The 20,507-nt window shown below is 63.9% G+C and carries 14 protein-coding genes; 7 read left to right on the top strand and 7 right to left on the bottom strand.

Annotation, left to right across the window (positions count from 1 at the left end; translation table 11 throughout):
- Positions 1 to 2: 2 nt before the first annotated feature.
- Together GNX95_RS30775 and GNX95_RS30770 are read right to left on the bottom strand one after the other, a co-directional pair.
- Positions 3 to 1,646 carry an AMP-binding protein gene (locus tag GNX95_RS30775; protein WP_163511185.1) on the bottom strand — a complete coding sequence of 548 codons (1,644 nt, stop codon included), beginning with the start codon at positions 1,644 to 1,646 and terminating at the stop codon, positions 3 to 5.
- Between the two features lie 108 nt (positions 1,647 to 1,754).
- The gene (locus tag GNX95_RS30770) at positions 1,755 to 3,647 is read right to left on the bottom strand and encodes a helix-turn-helix domain-containing protein (protein WP_163511184.1); all 1,893 of its coding nucleotides are present in this window, start codon (positions 3,645 to 3,647) and stop codon (positions 1,755 to 1,757) included.
- Positions 3,648 to 3,888: 241 nt separating this feature from the next.
- Here GNX95_RS30770 and GNX95_RS42745 point away from each other — a divergent pair, with 241 nt between their 5' ends.
- The 6 genes from GNX95_RS42745 to GNX95_RS44480 all read left to right on the top strand — a co-directional run bounded on the left by GNX95_RS42745 (position 3,889) and on the right by GNX95_RS44480 (position 8,904).
- Positions 3,889 to 4,683, top strand: a complete 795-nt coding sequence (locus GNX95_RS42745; protein ID WP_222854057.1) for an integrase core domain-containing protein — start codon at positions 3,889 to 3,891, stop codon at positions 4,681 to 4,683.
- Between the two features lie 190 nt (positions 4,684 to 4,873).
- Positions 4,874 to 5,815: a HEAT repeat domain-containing protein gene (locus GNX95_RS30760; RefSeq protein ID WP_163511183.1), complete on the top strand. Its 942-nt coding sequence runs from the start codon at positions 4,874 to 4,876 to the stop codon at positions 5,813 to 5,815.
- A gap of 41 nt (positions 5,816 to 5,856) precedes the next feature.
- Positions 5,857 to 6,000, top strand: coding sequence for a hypothetical protein (locus tag GNX95_RS30755; RefSeq protein WP_163511182.1), 144 nt, complete (start codon positions 5,857 to 5,859; stop codon positions 5,998 to 6,000).
- 448 nt (positions 6,001 to 6,448) lie between these two features.
- Positions 6,449 to 6,574, top strand: coding sequence for a hypothetical protein (locus tag GNX95_RS43900; RefSeq protein WP_281356974.1), 126 nt, complete (start codon positions 6,449 to 6,451; stop codon positions 6,572 to 6,574).
- Between the two features lie 83 nt (positions 6,575 to 6,657).
- Positions 6,658 to 8,100: an alpha/beta fold hydrolase gene (locus tag GNX95_RS30745; protein ID WP_163511181.1), complete on the top strand. Its 1,443-nt coding sequence runs from the start codon at positions 6,658 to 6,660 to the stop codon at positions 8,098 to 8,100.
- A gap of 432 nt (positions 8,101 to 8,532) precedes the next feature.
- A complete protein-coding gene (locus tag GNX95_RS44480; RefSeq protein WP_163511180.1) occupies positions 8,533 to 8,904 on the top strand; it encodes a methyltransferase domain-containing protein in 372 nt (123 codons plus the stop codon).
- Between the two features lie 80 nt (positions 8,905 to 8,984).
- Here GNX95_RS44480 and GNX95_RS30735 read toward each other — a convergent pair whose 3' ends face one another.
- Positions 8,985 to 13,196, bottom strand: coding sequence for an NACHT domain-containing protein (locus tag GNX95_RS30735; protein ID WP_163511179.1), 4,212 nt, complete (start codon positions 13,194 to 13,196; stop codon positions 8,985 to 8,987).
- 376 nt (positions 13,197 to 13,572) lie between these two features.
- Between GNX95_RS30735 and GNX95_RS30730 the strand changes: the two genes are divergently transcribed.
- Positions 13,573 to 14,073, top strand: a complete 501-nt coding sequence (locus GNX95_RS30730) for a class I SAM-dependent methyltransferase (protein WP_163511178.1) — start codon at positions 13,573 to 13,575, stop codon at positions 14,071 to 14,073.
- Positions 14,074 to 14,255: 182 nt separating this feature from the next.
- Here the strand turns inward: GNX95_RS30730 and fxlM are convergent, their stop codons facing one another.
- From fxlM to GNX95_RS44475, 4 genes are all read right to left on the bottom strand, one after another.
- The gene (fxlM, locus tag GNX95_RS30725; RefSeq protein WP_163511177.1) at positions 14,256 to 15,464 is read right to left on the bottom strand and encodes a methyltransferase, FxLD system; all 1,209 of its coding nucleotides are present in this window, start codon (positions 15,462 to 15,464) and stop codon (positions 14,256 to 14,258) included.
- Positions 15,461 to 16,657, bottom strand: coding sequence for a lanthionine synthetase C family protein (locus tag GNX95_RS30720; protein WP_163511176.1), 1,197 nt, complete (start codon positions 16,655 to 16,657; stop codon positions 15,461 to 15,463). The genes fxlM and GNX95_RS30720 overlap by 4 nt, the downstream gene beginning before the upstream one ends.
- Complete coding sequence (locus GNX95_RS30715; RefSeq protein WP_163511175.1) at positions 16,654 to 19,758, bottom strand: lantibiotic dehydratase; 3,105 nt, start codon at positions 19,756 to 19,758, stop codon at positions 16,654 to 16,656. The genes GNX95_RS30720 and GNX95_RS30715 overlap by 4 nt, the downstream gene beginning before the upstream one ends.
- Before the next feature lie 107 nt (positions 19,759 to 19,865).
- The gene (locus GNX95_RS44475) at positions 19,866 to 20,090 is read right to left on the bottom strand and encodes an FxLD family lanthipeptide (RefSeq protein WP_163511174.1); all 225 of its coding nucleotides are present in this window, start codon (positions 20,088 to 20,090) and stop codon (positions 19,866 to 19,868) included.
- Positions 20,091 to 20,507: the final 417 nt, after the last annotated feature.

Raw genomic sequence — 20,507 nt, 5'->3', positions numbered from 1 at the left:
CTTCACGCACCACCGCTGCCAGCCAGTTGCTCGCGGCGCCGTGTCCGCAGCAACGAGCGCTGGATCTTGCCGCTCGGCCCCTTCGGTAATTCGGGGAGGAAATGGACCTTGCGTGGATACGCGTGGGCAGCATAGGTTTGCTTGACGAGGAGTTTGAGGTCCGCGGCGAGGGCATCCGAAGGAGCCACACCGGGACGCGGTACGACGAATGCTTCGACCACCTCGCCGCGCAGGTTGTCCGGGACGCCCACCACGACCGCCTCGGACACGTCGGGGTGCGTCGTGAGCGCGCTTTCGACCTCAAAGGGGCCGATCCGGTAGCCGGCCATGATGATGACGTCGTCGTCACGCGCGGAGAAGAAGCAGTAGCCATCATCGTCGAGGCACCCGACGTCGCCGGTGTAATACCAGCGTCCGTCCTCGCTGAACCGTTCCGCGGTCGCCTCCGGCGCGTCCACATAACCGGGGAACCAGAACAACGGACTGCCAGGAACGTCGATCGCGATACGGCCCGGTGTGCCAGGTGGCGCGATTTCGTCGCGATCCGGCCACAGGACGCTGGTGGTCCAGCCAGGCATCGGCTGTCCCATCGAACCCGGTTTCAACGGTCCCCGCACGTCGGGATGCCATCCGTTGACGATCACCATGCCGTGCTCTGTCTGTCCGTAGTGGTCGCGGACCTCGACACCGAAAGTTTTTCGCGACCATTCGACCACATCGGCGGTAAGCGGCTCGCCCGCCGAGGATAGGCGGCGTAGTGCGAGTCGTTCACCGGATGGGCTGGGGCAGCCACGCAATGCGCGGAACACCGTGGGAGCGGCCGCGAAATTGGTGACCTGGTAGCGGGACATCACCCGCCAAGTCAGCTCAGGGGAGAACGACGACCGCAGCAACAGGTTGCTCATGCCTGCCGTCAACGGGCCGAGCAGACCGTAGAAAAGGCCGTATCCCCAGCCGGTGTCCGCGGCGTTCCAGTACACGTCGTCACGGTGTACATCGAGGCCGTACTCGACGTACGTGCGGATCGCCGCGAGCGCCTTGATCGGCAAGGGGACGCCTTTGGGCAAGCCTGTCGTGCCGGACGTATAGAGCTGGACCAGTACGGCGTCACCCCCGCCGACGAACGTGGTGGCATCCTCCGGCCGGTAGGAGCGCTGCAGCTCGGCGAAAATCAGGTCGCTGCCGTGCGGCCTTTCGTACTCGTTCACCTCTGCGGCGACGATGACACGCGATGCGGTCACCGATGCCAGTTTGGGGCGCTGCGCCATATCGCAGACGATCACCTTGGCACCGCACGTTCGGACTCGCGCCACTGCAGTCGACTCGGCGAAGGCGGTGAACAGCGGGACGTGCACTGCGCCGCACCGCCAGATTCCCAGCAATGCCACCACAAGCTCAAGCGATTTGCCCATCAACGTGGCTACCCGGTCGCCCGGCCCGACCCCCAGGTCAGTGAGCGCGGCGGCGAAACGACGTGACTGGTCGGCCAACTCACCGTAAGTCACGTCGCGGCCGCTCAGATAGCTGTCGACAATGGTGAAGGCGATCCGATCAGCGGGGTGGATATCGCAGAGAAACCTTGCGGCGCAAGCCGATGCGGAGTCGTAGTCGGCACGAAACGTCTCGATGCGATGCTCGGGCGTCATGTCCCTGACGGTATGCAAGGCGTACGCACCGCGCCATGTGGTGCAGCGGCACAGTGCCGGGTGTTCTGTGTGGTCGCGACACGTCCGCACGCGCCGTTTACTGGAAGGTCAGTCGCGGTCCTGACGCATGCGCCACATCCGCAGGGCGAGTTGGATGTCCAGTGCACGATCGGGCCTGCGCCACTGGTTCCCGAGCAGGGCTCCGACTCTTTCCAGGCGTTGCGCGACGGTGTTCGGATGGACGTGCAGGCCCGCGCCGACCGCGTTGAGGCCGCCCCCAACGGCGAACCACGCGTCGAGGGTAGCGGTCAATTGGGTGCCCCTCCTGGCGTCATAGGTCAGCACCGGGCCCAGCACCCGCTGCAGGTAGTCGTCGACCTCGGCTGCATCGGCGCGGCACAGTAAAAACCGGGCGAAGCCGAGAGTGGGAGCGTCTGCGATTTCCCCGTGCCGGTCGAGAGCGAGCAACGCCGCGAGGCACTGCTGTGCTTCGCGGTAAGACTCGACGATCCGGCCGGGCCCGATGGCTGGGCCGGCCACCCCGGCTGTCACGTCCTCGCCGATGGCACCGCGTAGCCTGCCGATGATGTTGTCGGCCGTACCGAGGGGGTCGGTTCCGGGAACGACGAGTACCACGTCGCCGTTGCGCAGCCCGGAGAGCCCGTGGTAACCGGTGACCAGCCGGGCTGCGACACCGGCTCCTCGGTGCCGCTCCACGGCGTGCACTCGAGCGACGATAACGACCTGTGGAGCGTCGAGATCGGCGCGGTGTCGCCGCGCCCGCTCACGGAAGCTGTCCGGGTCGCGGTGCGGATCGGACAGAAGGTCGTCGAGGAGGTCACCTCGGACGCGTTGCTCCGCCTCCGCGACCGTTCGCTGGAACATCAGCAGCAGCCCGGTCACGACGGCCGTGCGTTCGAGGATGCGCCGGTCGACGTCGCCTAGGGGGACGCTGCGACCGAGCACAACGGTCGCGAGATGCTGGGAGCCTGCCCTGGCGACGGCGACTGCGCGGACATCGCCAGAAGCTGTGGTGACCTCGGCCGAATGCCCGGTCTTCAGCGCTTCTGCAACGGCGGCGTCGAGCGAAACACCGGGCTCCGAAGCTCCACTTGCCACTGCCAAATTGTGCCCACTTGGGTCGAACACCCACACCTGCCCGGCGAGCACATCGGCGAGCACCCGGGCGACGTCCGTGATGCCACCGCCCTGCAGGAGTACGTCGGCGAGCCGGTCGTGTGCGCTTGAGGCGAGCTCGAGCGACACCGTGTACGCCCGGACTTCGGCGTTGACCTGGTTCAGGTCACGGACTGCGGAACGGGTTTCCTCGAAAAGGCGCGCGTTCTCCAGCGCGACGGCAGCATGCGCTGCGAGTGAGCTCAACAGCGCGACCTCGTCGTGGGAGAAGGTCCGCTTGCTGCGATTGGCAACCAGCAGCGCCCCTGTCACGACTCCGTTGAGCAGCAGCGGAACACCGAGTACCGCGCGGATTCCCTCGGTGACGGTTGCTGCGTCGACGTGTTCCAGGTGGACAATCCCCTTTTCTGCCAGATAGTCGTCGGTGGCGTAGGGGGTCGGATTGTGAATCACCATGCCGAGCACTCCGGTGCCCAGCGGTAGCCGCAACGTGGGGAACGCGGCCGATTGCGAGCCGTCGGTTGTGCGGATGTAGCAGTCATGCTGTGCTTCGTCGATCAGGCTCAGATAGCCGAGATCGGCGGCCAGCAGCTGTCTCGCGCGGTGCACGATCGCTGACAGCACCGCATCGACGTCACGGAGCGCGGTCAGGTCGTTGGCGGTCTCGTAGAGTGCCCGCAGCTCGGACTCGTGCTGACGTTGCCACGCCATTCTCGACCGGACGCGCATCGCGACAGCGAACTCCTCCCGGAGCCGTTCCAGCTCACTTGCATCGGTGTCGCGTTCGGCGAGACGCAGCTGCTCGTAGAACTTGGCCGGTGGCGCCTCGTCGTCGAGGAGCTCGATAAGCGACCGTCGTGTCATGGGAAGGTTATCGCCCACATTGGTGGTCTAGTGCAACCCATGTCCCGGTCGGGGAGTGTGTGGTCAGTCAGCCGTGTCTTCGCCTGACCGACCACTCGGTACGGCGTCGCTACACACGCGGACGTAGCTGCCCCGCGAGAATGGTCGCTCTTTTATGCTTTGGAGCCGGCGATCGGGCGTCATAGGCACTGAGCGCGCAGATCTCAGTGCAGAGGGTAGGCGGCTGCTATACGATGTCAAGATGTCTGCCGCCGAGTCTGTACAGCGGGACGGGATTGACGGCATCAACCTCGCAAAGCGATGGCTTGAGAGCACGACATGGATTGAACTTCCCTTCAACGTGTACACCAACCCGGCGGTCTGTACACTTCAACGACTCGATGGCAAGGTCAAACGCTACGACCTGTTTGGCGGGATTCATACAAATCCACCAACGCCGTTGTACGTCGAAGTCAAAAACTACGACTCGGCCGGCGGCAAGCAAAACGTCGAGTATTGGGAGTTCCTCGCCAACGCCTACAGCATCACTGCCCAGGACATAAAGACCGGACAAGACGGTCGGCGCGAGTTTATGTGGATCACGCGGCATCCGTTCAACCTGACCGATTGGGCGACGCTCACATCGGCCAGTCGGATAATGGTGGCACTGGAAGAAAAACATCCTGAGGTGACGGCCGCCCTTTCGATGGCGATAACCGTCCGCCGGCCGGCGGACGGGGTGGTACTCCACGCCGACCGGGGCAGCCAGTACACCAGCCGGGAATTTGTCGACTTCTGCCAGGAGAATGGTGTCCGGAACTCGGTGGGGCGGACCGGGATCTGTTGCGACAACGCGGCCGCGGAATCTTTCTGGGCAACGTTGAAAAAGGAGTACATTCACTTGCACCCGTTCGACACTGTGGCTAGACTGAAACGCGGCACGTTCGAATACATCGAGGGGTATTACAACACCCGGAGAATCCATTCCGCGCTCGAATATCTCACACCCGTCGAGTACGAGAACAGATTCATGAACCAAGGAAATAACGCCGCTTAAGTTGTGTAAACAAAAGCGGGAACCCTCCACGGCCAGGCCAACCAAGGGACGAAAACCGTGCCCGCACCAACCTTCGAGATTCACAGAAAAGCCGTTTGCCATCATCGCGCCATACGAACGCCCGCTCATGCCGCATAGTGGCTTCCGTTCACATAACGAGCATGCTGACGGGTTCTGTACCATCAGGCCGATGGCACGTTCGGCCGCGTTCGAGCGGTTCCTGTCTGCGGTGACCACCCCCGTCAGGCTTACGAGAGACTCCCTCGACGAGATCGCCGGCGTCAGCGCGATCTTCGACCTTACCGGCGAGGAGCGGGAGGAGGCGGAGCTCGTCCTCATCGCCAAGCTCGCCACCTACGACGGCCGCGCGGCCACGGCACTGGCCAATGTTTACTGCTATCGCGCCATCCCGGCGCTCATTGAGGCGACCTCCGAGCGAGCCGCGCCGACTATGCGTGTGGCCGCCGCGAGGACGCTGTTTGAGTTGCATGACTACTCCGGTGAACCGGCCATGATCCGGTTACTGCGCATGCATGAGGGCACCGGCTTCAACCGGGGCGCTGCCGCCCGGCTGCTGGCCGAGTTCCCCAACGCGGACCGGGAAATCCTGTTCGAAGTGACCTCGACCGACCCCGATCCCACCGCGCGGTCCGAGGCGACACGCGCGCTGATCACCCTCGTCGGACTGGATGATGACCAGGCGAGGTCGGGTGAGGTGCTCAGGAGCGTCAGCGGACGGCTGCTGTCGTCGCTGACAACCGTGAAGACCGAGGCACTTGCCGAACTACGAGAGATCATCGCCCGATGGGAGGCGGGCGAGACGGCCGAGGACCTGGGCCTGACCTGGCGCTCCACCAACAAAGCGATACGTCGGCTGGTCAACAGCATCGACAGCCGCAAGGCCAACCTCAGCACCCACGGATTGGACGAGGTGACCGGCCGCGAACGCACCCTCGTGGACAACCTCGTGTTGCTGCGCCTGGACGTCGACCGCCGCGCCGTCCGGGCCGCGGCCACGTTGGGTGTGCACAGAGCCGTCGAGCCAATGCGGGAACTGCGCGCCAGGACCGAAGGGCACGCACGTGCGGAGATCGAGTCCGTTCTGGACACCTTGACGGGTCGTTCAGGCTGACGGCGTGAGGGGAGGATCGCACTCCACCCTGGACGTCGCCAATGAGGATCACGCGCCGTCCGGGGCTGACCGCCTGGACACATCCCACCTTGCTGCTGTGGGGATGCGTCCAGATCGCCATCGCGGTCATCGTGATGACAATCCGCGAGGCGGCTGCTCATCCGCCGGTGACGAAAGGCAGGTAAACGGCCAGCCAGAGATGCGGATCGTGGAAGACCTCCTGCTCGGCGGTGCGCAGCTCGGCAGCGGCGGTCTGGTAGCGCCTGCGCCTCCGCCGCAGTCAAGGTTCGCACGGGTGCCGAGCTCGGGTCGGAAGCCGGATCCTCCTCGGCGACAAGGGGTGCCGATGCGAGCTCGAGAGCAGGCGCGGGGCGGGGGCTGGCTTAGGCTCCGGTTCCGGGCTCGGTGCAGGCTCTTGCCCAGGCGCGGGCTCTCGTTCGGTGACGTGTACGGTACCGGCGCGCAAGGCATTGCCGTCCAGGCCCAGCGGCAGGTGGACTCGCTGGTCGGAAGCGGTACGCGCCTGCGTCACCGCCGCGAGCAGTTGTTCCTGGAGACCGGCCGGCACGAGCGCGGCGACACCTTCGCCGTGTCGCGACAAGAACGTGCACTCTTCCCGCGTCCGCGCGGGAGATGCGGTCAGCAAATCGTGCCGGCCGCAAAGCCATCAAGGTCGGCGCTCCGGCGCTCGCCGGAGCCGGCCTGCTGACCGGTGCGGCCGTCGTCGCCGCCGCTGTGCGCCGCCGGCGGCGCCGCTGAAGATATGCCTGCGGGCAGACGTGGTCCGCACCTAACTCTAGCTAGGGTCCATCGACCACTGGCTACGAGGAAGGATCACGACTATGCGATCTTTTACCTATATCACTGGAATAGCGACCGCGATCGGCCTCGCGGTGGCCGGCCTGCCGGCCGCTGCCGCGACAACGCCCGATTGGAAAACCTGCGCCGGCAGGGGCATGCCGGCCGGTATGCAGTGCTCGACGATCGACGTACCCGTCGACTGGGCGGCACCCGGCGGCCGCAAGATCACCCTGCGTATCGGCCGGTTGCCGGCCACCGACCCCAGCCACCGGATCGGGACCGTCCTCGCGGTACCCGGCGGTCCGGCTGCCTCCGGCGTCGACGCGCTGGCAGCCAGCGCCAAGAACTACCAGAACACCCGCAAGCGATTCGACATCGTCAGCCTCGATCCCCGCTGGAACCCGCCGGAGAGTCCGGACATTCCCGGGCCGTTGCCGATCACCTGCTGGACAGGCGGAGTGGTCGTCAGCCAACCGAACGGTCCAGCGGAATACGCCAAGCAAGGCGCCACGAACCGGCGCTCTGCCCAGGAGTGCCGGCGCCACGACCCGGAATTCTTCGATCATCTCGACTCCAAGTCCGTCGCCCGTGACCTAGAGGCGATCCGGATCGCGTTGGGCGAGCCGAAAGTCAACATGATCGCCACGTCGTACGGTGGCGTGCCCGCGACGACCTACGCGACCCTGTTTCCGCAACGGGTGCGGGCGCTCGTACTCGACGGCGCCGTGGACCACACGGCCGACCCCGCGACCATCGACCGGGAAGTCTATCCACTCATCGAGCGACAGTTCTCGCGTTTCGTGCAGTGGTGTGGCGAAAACACGCAGTGCGCGCTGCATGGCAAGGACGTCAAGACCGTCTGGCGCAAGCTGCTCGCCGGCGCGGATCGCAAACCGGTGCCGGTCGTCGGCCACGAACCGGTCGCCTACAGCGGCTTCGACATGGTCCAAGTCGCGAGTTTGTACGCCCAAAACTCCGACGGCTGGCCCGACCTGGCTCGCATGATCGACAAGGCGTTGCACGGTGACGCCTCGGGATTCATCGCCGACCTCCCGCCGGGCAGCACCGACCTGAAACCACTGGCGGCCCCGGCGACGTACACGGTGATGTGTCCGGACGGCTACGGAGTCCGCGACTACGCGGAATATCGGCAATCGCGTGCGCGGGGTGCCAGGCTCGCCCCGGACATGCCGGGCGCGTTTCTGCGGGATCCACTGGCGTGCGTGGGCTGGCCCAACCGCATCGTCAACCCTCGTACACCGTTGACCCACGTGACACTGCCGGCAGTGCTCGGCCTTGGCGCTTGGCGCGATCACACTGGACCGGAACACATCGTCAGTGAGGTGCCCGGCTCGGTGTCGGTGCTCTACGACCACGACGGCCACGGCATGTACGACTCGGGTGTGACCTGCATGATCGCCTACGGCGACCGCTACCTGATCGACGGCACACTGCCGCCGAAGGGCACGGTCTGCAAGCCCTGACCTGGCGTACCAACCTCGCGAGGGTGACGTTTGGCGATCGTCAGGCGCCAACGCACCATCAAAACGTCACCCTCGCGGTGATCGTCAGAAGCTTCGTACGCGGCGAGGACTCTGGTTTGGGCGCCAAAATCGGCGTCAGCCGAAGACCGTGCGGCGGGTGAGCAGCAGGCGGTAGAGGGTCTGCCCCTATAGCCGGTGCTCAGGACCATGTCTGCCGTCGGCGGGTGCGTCGTCCCAAACGGCCCATAGTGTGCCGATGACGTGCTGACAGCAGCGTGTTCTACGGATACGACGTCGACTCAGGCAGCGGTTGCTTCGTCGATGCCAGTATCGTCAAAGCCATCGATCCCATTGCCCTTGCGCACTTCGATAGTGATACAGAAGTCAATAATGGTAAGGTCGTTTTGGCCAAGCGCTAGATGAGCTGGCGCGTTGATCGTTGACCGCGTCGGACCTCTGGCGTTCGCGTCGGCGGGGGACCGCGTCGACACCGCTGTCGCGGCGTTCTGCCTCTATCACGCAGCTGAACCGGCCCACGTCGTCAGGGAAATCGCACGCTGTCTCAGGCCCAGCGGCACCGTCGTCCTGGCCACGCAATCGGCCGACAGCTACCCGCGAAATCGACGACGTCATCGTCCGCGCCGGGAATCGACCCTCATGCCCACGACACGCCGAGCCTCTATCAGACGGCTAACTGCACGAACCTACCGACCATCGTCAGCCACATCCTTCACATTCGCGAAATTATCAACGACACACACGAATTCAGCTTCGCCAACTTCGACGACCTGGCCCTTACACTAATCAGTGAACCGGCCGGCATCGCGCCGCTCAAGCCACGGAGAAACCGAGTCGGACCCGCGCCCCGGGGAGAGATGAAAGCATTACGCGTCATTTATAGACACTTCGGTTGGCAGTGCCCAGGAGGTTGGGTTCGATTCGCCGCCGCCAGCGTGAAGTGTGCGGGAGTTGGCGTCGAGCAGTCGTATGGTCGTGCCGTCAAAGAGGTAAGAGGCTGACAGGGTTCGAAAGACTGGTCGGCCATCGCGGGGCCAATCGTGCAGCCCGCTGGTGGTCTCTTTGCGCGCGAGGATCGTCCAGATCAGGCATCGGTGCTCGCGGCGAAGCATCTTGACTAATGTCGCTGCACGCATATGGACGCTGTCAGGACCTACCTCGCGGGCTGCGAAGTTTTCCGCTTGAACATCGCCTGCGGCTTCCCATCGGAAATCGTCGGCCCGCTGCAATCCCATTAGCTTGCACATCGCTGTCGCGGGCATCAACGCATGCAGGTGTTTACTATCGGATTGGTCCCAATCGTTGTCCAGGCCGCAATATTGCACTGTCGTGATCGTATAGCCGTTCGGCGGCGGAGTCTTGTCGTAGTAGTGCCCATCGCGGCCTTCGATGTCCGGCCAATCAGATTTGTATGGATGGTCGGCGAGTAACAATCCTGTGGGCCCAGCAGATTCTGGCATCCACCGTCCGTCGAAGTCCTGCCCGCGAGCCCAGGCAGCCCACAGACGGGCGTCGTCAGCGTTGATGATGTAGGAGCGGATTTGAGCCCAGGCCTGGTGGTGAGGTGTGCCTGTGGCGGCGTCTTCGGGATGCTGCGGTTGAGACCACTGATAGTGGCCTTCTAGCGGCAACCACTGAGATCCGTCTTGGTCTGTGGCGAAGAGGAGTTGATCGACGCGTGGGGCGTAGGCGTCGTTGGTGGCCCATGCCGCGTCGAGACTCTGCGGGAACGTTGCCTGCATGGGAGCGAACCAGGTCGACGGGGTGTCGTCGTAGACGCGGTTCTCTGTCCGACGGAGCAGCAGAGTGGGGTCGATGTCGTGACCGTGGACATCGAGGGGCGTCTGGTATTGGGTGCGATCTTGCCCCCATGGTTTGGTGCTGAGCTGGTAGTGGTCGGTGAGACGGCCGAGTATCTGCTTGAAGGCTATCCAGATGTATTTTTGCGCGAAGGTCTCATATTGCTTTTCTTGATCTGCGAATCGGCGTGACACGTACTTGTCAATGTTCTGAAAGATCTCGGGTGTCCAGCCAAGCGTCAGGACGTGGTCAAAGATGAGCCGGGCAACCAGATCGGCATCGGCTTCGCCACGTAGGTCGAAGCTGCGAACCGCTGGGTCGACGACATGCTTACGGAAGTCGTCAAAGTTCGACATCAGCGGGTGACTGACGGCGCTGTACGCGTAGCCCGGTGGCCCGGCCAAGGCTCTGATGTCTTCGATCGACCGGCTGTCTTGAGTCCAGACCGAGGTGTACGGCGGTTGAATCTGAGCCGCGATACCGGCGGCGGGCATGTTCCAGCCTTGCTCTAGCGCCGCCTCGATCGCTCGACGGGCGTAGTCGCGACTATGCAGGTTCTCGGGCCAGTAGTTGCGATCGAGTGTGAACGCGCGTATCGCGTCAGCCACAGGGAAGAGCACGTCGGGGTTCATGGTTCGTTGAGCGATGCCGCAGCCGACTGCCAATAGCCGCTCTTCGATGTAGTCGTCGTCGATGTCGTGGAAACTGTGAAGAATACGCTGGTAGGTGGTTGGTACTTTCTCTAGCAACGCGACGAGCGCTTTGGTGCTGTTGTCTCGCGTTGGGCGATGTGAGGATGACAGTGCCCAAGACATCAGCAACGCTGCCAGGTACCGCACGTCGTCCTCGACCGTCTCGCTGGCGTCTGACCACGCCCACAGGATGAGGGCAGAAATCGGCCCGTCAGTTTCGGCTTGCTGAGTGCAGAAGAATGACCACGTGGCGTCACGCTCCCGCAAAGGGATGCTTTTCAGGTGATGGTGAAGCCATATCGCGTTGAGCGCGTGGTCAGGTACAGACGCGACCTGCACGAGAGCTTTGACCGCATCATCGTAGGTTTCGTGGTTGCCGAGCAGGTCTCGCGCAAGTTCGACCGTACGGCCGGTGACCGATTCCGGTCGCCTGTAGGCCAAACTTCCGAGAAAGTCTCTGGTCACGTTGTAATCGCGCGTGTCCGTCGAGATTTCTAGGACATCCATCAGCTCTACGCCGTGGGTCTCGGGCAACACCGAAGCCAACGCCTGTAACTCGCCGGCGTGCCGGTACCACGTCTGCGCCATCGTCCGACAAGCAGCTTCAACCTCCGGAAGACCCCGCGCTGCGATCAAACGGGCAATGGCGACATCTCCTAGCCGCTCGTACCCAAACCGCACATAGCGTGTGCCATCGACGACACCTTCGGCGAGCACTCCTTCTTTAAGAAGCCCGTTGAGCAAGTCTGAACTCCACGGCCGGCCGGGCAGTAGCTGGGATGTGATCGGCTCGACGCGTTGCCGGGGCAGCCTCCGGCCCTGCGCCATCATCGTGGATGCGATCTGTTCGACTACGGCGCGAACTAGGCCACGCGTGGAGTCGTAGTCGCATCGATTCTCCGCACCGAGACGGGCATCCATCGCCGACAAGAAGCCGTCGTAGATCCATGTCGTGCCGACGCCGTCGCGAGGGAACCTGTGCTGTCCGGATTGCCGGAGCGTTGTACAGAGCAGCTTCAGGAAAAGCGGGTTCGTGAACTCGGGGTCCAGCAGCGGGAATGATGGACGTTGAATGCCATACCAGTCCAGGAACTGCTGAATCGCTTCGCGGCTGACCTCGGAGAACCCTGTGTGCGTCACGTCGGTCATCCGGGTCCGCAGTTCACTGGTCAGTGTGTCGGCGAGGAATTCAGTCCGGCACGACACAATCAAGCGAAGATGCGAGTGTTTGGCCAACTCATTGAGGAAACTGCCGAGATAGCGACGCCAGATCTGCCGATCGGGCGCCTCGTTGAGTGCATCAATGATCACCAAGCCCGCTCGGCCTGCGGTCTGGCACGCGACATTGAAGGCGGCAAGAAGGTGCCGTGACGGGCCTGCGAACCCAACTATTTTGCTGAGATCGTCCTCGACGGGGCCGCGGGTGAACTGTTCTCCGAGTGCGATCAGTGTGGGTGCCCTCTGCGCGATGCGTATTTTCGCGAGGTCGCACAACAGGTGAGTTTTTCCCGAACCACCCGTCCCGGTCACCAGGATTGCTTGTTGGTCCGCGCTCCGCCACATGCGGTCCTCCGTGAAACGGACGAGCCGGCCAACGGCTGACCTAATCTTGTTGATGCTCGTCGCGAGGCTCGCCGCGTTGTCGACGTAATGGTTGTCACGCAGACAATGCTCCTGCAACAGCATCACTGCGACGCTGAGGGCCTGCTGCACCGGTTCGATGGCAGGAGCGAGATCCGGCATCGTGGTGTCCGGCAACGACGCTCGAGCTATCGCTTGCTGGAGGAGGTCGTCAAGCTGGTCCAGGCGGCGATCAAGATCGTCGATCGCCGTTCGAAACTGCTCCTTCTCGACTTCCGGGATCGACAATCCATATGCGTCGCGCGCCGCGCGCAGTGCACCGAGCTTGGATCGGATGCCGTTCTGGAACGCCTCCGTTCGCCCCAGCCCATCGAAAACCTCACTGACAGGAAGTTCAACGTTCAGTTCCGGGCTGTACCGTGGCCCAGCGGCGGACTCTGCTCGTGCGGCGATGTCACGGAACCGCTCCTCGGAAAATCCGTCAATGTCGAACCAGTACAACAACCGCCCAACCTGTGAGCTTTTGATCAGGCATTCCTTTAACTGATGCTCACCCAGGTAGAAGAACTTGACAGACCTTCCATCCTGTACGGCTGCTGCCTTCCATTTCTTGACGTGTTCTTCCCATTTCGTGAACGCGCTCTTCGCATCGAGGCGATCGCTCGCAGGGCGATCGTAGGGCAGGACGACGTAGTAGCGAGCGAGCTGCGGTTCGGATTTGAGCGCGGTTCGAACGGACTCGTCGATCTGTCCGAACTCGGCAGCGCCGAGGTTGAATAGATACTTTGCTTGCCAGCACCACGTCGTGCCATCCGGCAGCAGACCACGGCCTTCTCGACCGCCGTCTGGGTTGCCGAAGACGCTGAACACGACGTCTGGTGGCCACTCGATGAGGTCCCCGGAGATCATCAGCTGGGAACACAACTCCTCGAAACCGTCCCGCTGTGAACCCGACGGGGCTCTGCCACGAATCTGATGAAAATTGATCTCAGGTAGCACAGTCATCGCAAAAGCTCACAACACTTCAGGCTTGCACGATCGCATGTAGACCATTGACGTACGTCCTCACACCCACAGACCCGCTGAGTTCAGAGGATCGAGCGTAGCGGGGACTCCTCTGCAGGTCCGCCAGCCAACCGGTCACACAGCGCAACCAGACAGACGATCTGTCGAACCAGGCCAACGGCCTGAACCGGACATCAGGATCGGGATGGCCGCACGATATCCGGGTGCCGTGGCACGCCAGCGGCCGTGCCTGCTAGTCCTCGGCCACTGCGGCAGGCAATGAGAGTGGCCCGTCCACAGCAGCCTCGATGATGCGTGCCACGAGGCCGCGTTGGTTCGGCGGCAACTTCGACAGGTTCAATTCGAGCCTGCCGACATGGTCTGCGTCGAAAACAATCCTCAGTACGTGGCGGTTGGCCGCCGGGTCATGCCCGAAGCCCGCTGGATCCAGGCCGACGTCCTCGACCTACCCGACATGGCCGAGGTTCTGGGAGAATTCGACTGCGCCATCAGCAACCCGCCGTTTGGTCCGGTGCCACGCAAGCGAAACTCGCCCGGCGGCTACACCGGACACCGATTCGAATACCACCTGATCGCCGTCGCAGCGACCCTCGCACGTCGCGGCGTATTCATCATCCCCCAAAGTGCCGCGCCCTTCCACTACTCAGGCAAACGACGACTCGAAGACGGTCAAGGCGACGCCGAATACCACCGTTTCACGACCGCAACCGGCATTGACCTACACCCCAACTGCGGTATCGACACCACCTACTACGGGGCCGACTGGCGCGGCATCCGGCCACGCGTCGAAGTCGTCACGGTCGACTTCTCCGAGCGAACCACAGACGCCGCCACCAAAATCACCAGTCCCAGCTGACTGGTTTCTGGAAAACGTGCGGCGGATCAACCGTCGGAAACCAAGCACGCGCCGGCGACATCGCGCTGGTCGCCGGCCTCATGCGCCGAACTAGCGGCGCAAATAAGATGAGGCTGGGCCCGCAACTAGATCGCGGCCGACATCGGCACTGATCGGCCGCGTCAGCCACCAGCCGCCGCATCTCACATGGTGATCGTGAGTCGACTCTCTTGTTTTTGGATCGAGTAGGACCCACCGGATGGTGTGGTTTTGTCGGGGTACGCGGTGAGGGTGGGCTGGGCAGTTCGGTCGTTGTCCCAGGCCCGGATCTGGGCGCAGAGGCGGTCGGCGAGCTCAGGTCCTGCCGGACCGTGGCCGATGGCGCCGAGCTCGAAGCGTGGGTTGCCCGGATCCGCGTGTCGTGCGGGCCGGTGAAGGGCGAAGTAGGCGATGGATTTGTCCCTGACGATGGCGGGGCTGCGTACGCCGACCGCGGGCGTGCACAGGCCGCGGTCAATCGCGGTTTGGTCGGCGGCGATTCGGCAGGTGCCGGATTCGGTAGCGGTGAGGCGGAGCCAGATGCCGTCGAAAGGGTCGAGGGGGCCGACGGTGACGCCTGACCAAGCCTCGGTCTTCCGGTAGCCGAGGACGCCTTGCAGCCGTGCCGGTTCGATGGGTTGGTCGGCATCCCAATAGAGCGAGACGTGACCGGAGTCGTCGATATAGCCGGTGCGTTCGCCTTCTTGGCCAATCATTGGTACGAAGCCACACAGTCCCATCGACTCGGAGATCATGTTGTCGCCGCGATGGGTGAAGGCCACGCTTTGGGTTTGGCCGCGCCAGCGCAGCGGCAGGACGAGCCGCCCGCCCTGGCTCAGTTGCGACCACCAGGCGGCGGGCAGGTCCCACGCTCCGACTGTGACGATGATTCGGTCGTACGGGGCATGCTCCTTGTCGCCCAGCGCGCCGTCGCGCGCAGCGACATGAACGTGCCCGTAACCGGTCGCGTCCAGTGCTTTGCGGGCACCGGCCGTGATCTCGGGGTCGATGTCGACGGTGGTCACGTGTCCGCTCGGTCCGGTGAGGTTGGCGAGGAGCGCGGCGTTGTAGCCGGTGCCGGCGCCGATTTCGAGGACACGTTGGCCAGGCCGGATGTCCAGTTGGTCCAGCATCATTGCCACGATGATCGGTGTTGACGCGCAGCTGAGCGCGGTCCCGTCGGGTGCAGTTTTGGTGATGACGCTGCGGTCGTCGTACGCATCTTCGGCCGACGCGTGCGGGACGAATTCGTGCCGCGGTACGGTTCGCATCGCCTCGGCGACCCGAGCTGACGGCGGCCAGGCGCCACGCATGATCTTGTCGACCATCCGAGTCCGGAGCTGCTCCGGCGAGGAGGCAACAGTGTTGTTCATGGTGTCCTTTCCATAGGGCGGGTTGCGCTGTCGAGCAGGAGGCAGCTGTCCCAGGCGGGTGCGGCGGCGCGATTATTCAGGACGAGCTGTATGCCGCTGGTTCCGGTCAGCAGCCCGTCATCGACTGGCGGTTCGCGCTGCAATTGACGCTCGAGTCGAGAACGGAGATCGGGTAGTACGGTCGCGAGCGCGGCTCCGTCGGCCGTCATGTGCCGCACGGTGTGCACGAGTCCGGCCCAGCCATGGCAGATGCCGGCATCGCGGATAAGCGTGCGCTGCCGCTCGTCGGTGGCGCAGGCCGCCATCGCCTGTGCCGCGCGTCGCTGCCAAGCCTGCTCGCCGACAGCGATGCCGGCCAACTGCATGGCGCGGGCAATGCCCGGTGTGCCATAGCACCAGGACGGACGGCCGGGCTTGGTCGGCAACGCAGGGGCGGCGACCGTGACGTACTCGGGCCACCAGACAAGGTCGCCGGATCCGCAGGTTTGATCATCGAGCCAGGCATAGATCCGGTGGATGGCATCGAGATGAGCGTCTACGACGATCTCACGGCGGGCTGACAGCGACAGGAGCGCGAGCGGCCCGCTGATGCCGTGGGCTAGACCAAAGTTTCCATGTCCGCCGTCGGCATCTGCGGGCGAAAGACCGGACGGTGGATCAGAGCTCCACCAACCAGGCAGCGGGAGATCGTCGATCGTGCGCAGTTCAGTGAGTCGTACGAGGTAGTCGAGTACACCGAGCAGGGCCTCGATCGTCGTGGAGGTGCGACGGGCGAGTAGGTAGGCGCCGAGTCCTGTCAGCCCGCGGATGAGGTCGAATTCGCGCAGCTGCGGCAGTTGCCCGGCGGCGAGTCGCTCGTACGCGTGCCGTAGGCGATTCCGCGTCAGATTGACGACGAGATGGTCGAGCGTGTTCAGCACCGGTTCATAGGATGGGTCTCCGGCGGCGTGGAGTGCGTACGCCACGGCGGCGACCCCGCGGTGCAGGCCACCGGCGACCGTGTCGGAGGTGAGGCGACGGCGAGTGATCGCGGTCGCCCAGCTGTGAACCGTCTCCCAACTGGCCTCGTCGGCGTGTGCGCGGGCGGCGTGCCAGAGCAGGATGCCGGGTGCTCCGTTGTAGAGATCCTCGTACCAACCGCGCCACGGTTCGCCAGCCGGAGGTGTCTCCGGGATGAGCGGGGATGGATTCACGGCGCGGCCGCCGCAACGGTATGCGTGGCGCGGTACGCGCGGGCAGCACGCAGGGCGAGTCGCCGGCAGGTCTGCTCGTGGTCGCGGTTGATACCGATGGCCCGGTTGTGGTGCATGTGCAGTAGCGATTCCAGCACCGTATCGACGCCCACCGACATCGCCAGTTGCCGGCGGTACGCCGCCAGAGCCGTACGTCGTTCAGACCACGCTGGACCTGCGGACTCCGGTTGGTCCAACAGTTGTCCGTTGCGAATCAGCCGTGCGACGCGGTCCGCCGCGTCTCGCGACGGCGGGTTGGCAGCCGCAGCAGATCGCGCAGCCAACCAGGTCAATCCTGCGTCGGTGCCGAGGAATCCGACGGCGATGTGGACCATGTTGACCGCGACCTGCACGGTCCGATCGACGGCGTCGTCTGGTGACTGACGGAGCTGGTCAGCGACGACGCGCGAATCAGCGGCGAAGACGGCTTCGGCCGCGTCCATGGCAGCGCCGGGACCGTACCGGCCAAGCTCCCGGAAGTAAGTGTCGACAACGAATCGTCCGGCGAGGTCGTTGTCGCGCAGCTCGGTCACCCACGTTCCAAGCGCGGTCGTGAAGCGGTCGCACGCGCCGGAATCCGCGACCTGCAAGCGAAGTCGCAGGTGATCGGTCTCGTTCTGGCTGCGGTAGCGCACGAACCAGTACGCCGGATCTCGACCGTCGGTCTGCAACTTTGCCAACAGATCGGGCAGATGCTGGGTGACGATGGTGTTCACATGATCGGGGTGAGTGTGGAGTTTGGTTGAAAACCAAGGTGATCCAGGCGCCCCTGGTACGTACGCCGTGTTCCAGTTGGCGGCCGTGACTGGCACGCCGTTGAGGGGTGACGGCGCCGGCGTGTGGGTGCTGGCCAGTGGGAGCGCGATGTCGTGCGCATGCCCGTCGAGCCAGTGATACGCGGCCCGCGGCACAGGTTCGGTGAGCACGGCGTGGCCGGCGCGGGCGAGGTGATTGCGCAGGATCGCGGTGTGGAGTGGCTCGTCGAGCGTGAGCTGAACCGTACGATCGTCGTCGCGGAGATCAACGGTGACTGGCCAGTGCCACCGCTGTCGCCATCTGTCCAATGCGACCCTCCAACAGTCCACTGTGGCCGTGGCAGATGGGAATTCACTCTGATCAAGGCGCCACCGAGCGGGAGCAAGAATCGTGCGGCCATACCGAACACGGGGCAAGTAGGGGAGCAGATCCGCGTTCGGACCAAAGTCGAGCACCGTGAACGCCGCGCGGTAGCCGCGAGTGAGATGCGCGAGGAACCGGGCCAGCGGCGGCGGTTGCTTGTCCAAGTCGAGAGCATGAAAGACCTGCGGCTCAAGGACTTGCCCGCGAGACACGCTGACCAGGTGCAACCGGTCGGTGGTCGCGTACACAGCCACGTCAGCCAGCGAAACCGATTCCAGATCCGGGTCACGATGCTCTCCGAGGCAGAGCAGGTCAGGCACGTACGCCGGCACCCGACACACATTCTCGGCGTGCGGATACGCCGGCGGAAACGAGAGCTGCACGGGCAATGCTCCAGCGGTACCCACAGGCAGATCCCGATACACCCTCTCCAAACCCGTGCCGGTCGTCGTGGACGTGAACCGCGAGGTCAACACGCCGCCAGCGCGAGCGGGAGCTGCAGTCAGCAAATACTCGCCTCGGTCGATCGCCCGGATGCTGTTGGCGTGCACCCGTACTGCGATCTCCACATGCGGTGGCACTCGGGTCGACTCGATCGGCTTGCCCGCGATCGTGTCGATCATGTCGTCGGTCAGCATGATTTCGCTGCTGCCAGCGCCCACTTCTTGCCAGGCCAGCGCAAGGAACCGTTGATCCCGCTCGGTCACCCGGGCATCGGACAAGGTTGGCAGCAGGCTTCCTGAATAGCCGGCCGGGTAACCCAGCCCTGCGGTCGGGTCGAGCACCTCGGTCACGGGTACGAGTGCGCCGAGGCCGTAACGGTCGAGGAATGCCGCGTGGTACTCACGCCAAACCGGAAGGCCGGTCGGGTGTCGGGTCAGACGCAGCAGCGCGCTCGCCGCCCGCGCCGCCTCCTCCGCCACGTTAGCGGGAAGCCGAATGCGTGTGTCCAGCGACAGATCAACCGCGAGTGGAATTCGCCCCGCCATCGACAGCAGTCGCAGTCGGTTCGTGACTGTTGTCCGCAGATCGGCCGCGGTCTCGTTGGTATGTTCCGGGTTCGGTGCGGCAGGTAGCTGGTTGTGGCGGTCGAGTTCGGCATGGATTGCTTGGAGCTCGGCGAGCATTTCGCTAGTTTTCGGCAGTTCTTCGGCGCCGGCTGTAACCAGGCGAGTGATCAGACGGCCAAGTGGATCAGTGGTGGTGTGGGGTGCGCGTAGGCACGTGATCAGAAACCGGTGATGGATCAGTTCGGTCAATGCAGCTACGACGATCTCGCGATTGTCGGCAGGGAAAGCCTCGATGAGCGCGGTTGCGAGGTCGTCGAACCGGATTGGCGTCGCCGCCAATTGCCGGATCCGGCGTACGGCCGTGGTTGCGCGGATCGACACTCGATCCGGCCCGTACGGAATCTCACGTCGGTCGCCGTGCCGGGTCACGAGATTGTTGACGACGACCTCAACCCGCTCCAACACCGCAGGATTGGACTCGAGCTGGTCGACGACATCGGAGAGCCACTCGGTGTCAACTCGGGCGAAGGCGCGATGTTCAGAGCCCCACCAAGACTGGGCCGTGCCTCCGATTTCCGCTGTCGCCACGCCGGCGAACAAACCGAACGGCGTTGGTCGCCCGGTCGCGCGCAAGACATAACGAGCGGTCGCTTCGGTCGCTCGACGGATTCGCTTGGCTCCTAGCGGATCCGCGTCACCCGGCACATGGGCATTCAGCAACGAGCGTACGGCGGCAGCCAACGACGGGCTGGCATGCTGTATCGCCTCGGCCATCTCATTATCTGCCCAGGTCTTCCTCAGCCAGGTCACGCATTCGTCGGTGTCGTCGGCCTGGGGCCACCATGTGGCAGAGTCCAGAACGGGCCACACGGCGACTCGCGCCAGTGCCACTCCGGTATGGCGATAGTGACCATTGGGAGCCCCGTGGCTCATAAAAACCTCTCCCTTTACTGAGGTTCCGACCGTTTGTCAACCAAGTACGGGGCCGGAGCCAGATGGCACAGGCCCCGTACGGTGGCGATAATGAAATCGCGGTTCGGTTATCCGCGGCTGGCGCAAGCGGAGGCGCAGCTTCCAGCGCATCCGTCGTTGGTGCTGCACGGCGGCTCTACACCGTGTTGACTCGGATCACTTGTGATCACCCGCACGTTCAGGTTGAACAGATCCTTGAGATCTGCGGTTGTCGCATCTTCGAGCGTGTCCAATGAAAAATCCCTTCGCAGTAGAAGAAACAGCTGAGGTTCTAATTGGTTGTCCAGCGGCATCACCTCCTCACGTCCGTCTAAGCTCCCTTGTTGTGTCGGGTCGCGTACGCACATTTGCTGTGGGGAATGTCGGCGTTCGTGGCAGCGAGACCAGGTGTGTCGCCGTTCTGCAGTGCGGGCACCACCAGAGTTCGTTGTCGACATAGTCGCTCGGAATGAGTGGCAGGCCGCATCTGGCGCAGGTGCCGCGGAGTAACGCGGGTTCGTACGTCACAGATGCGCTCCGACTGGACGCTTTCCCTTGTCTACAGCGCGGCGCATAATGAGAGCGCTGGGCTCTGCCCGCGGCATACCCCGTAGCATCTGCTCAAGTCGAGCGATCATCTCGACCTGCGCAGCCGTCGCCTCTTCCGCGAAGCGACCGCGAGCCGGCAGTGAGACGTCCTCTCCGAACGCGTGGACACCGGACTCAATCAA

It is taken from the genome of Fodinicola acaciae (genome assembly GCF_010993745.1).
Taxonomy (GTDB): domain Bacteria; phylum Actinomycetota; class Actinomycetes; order Mycobacteriales; family HKI-0501; genus Fodinicola; species Fodinicola acaciae.
The sequence above is the reverse complement of the archived record's forward strand: the minus strand, read 5'-3'. Positions and strand labels throughout refer to the sequence as shown.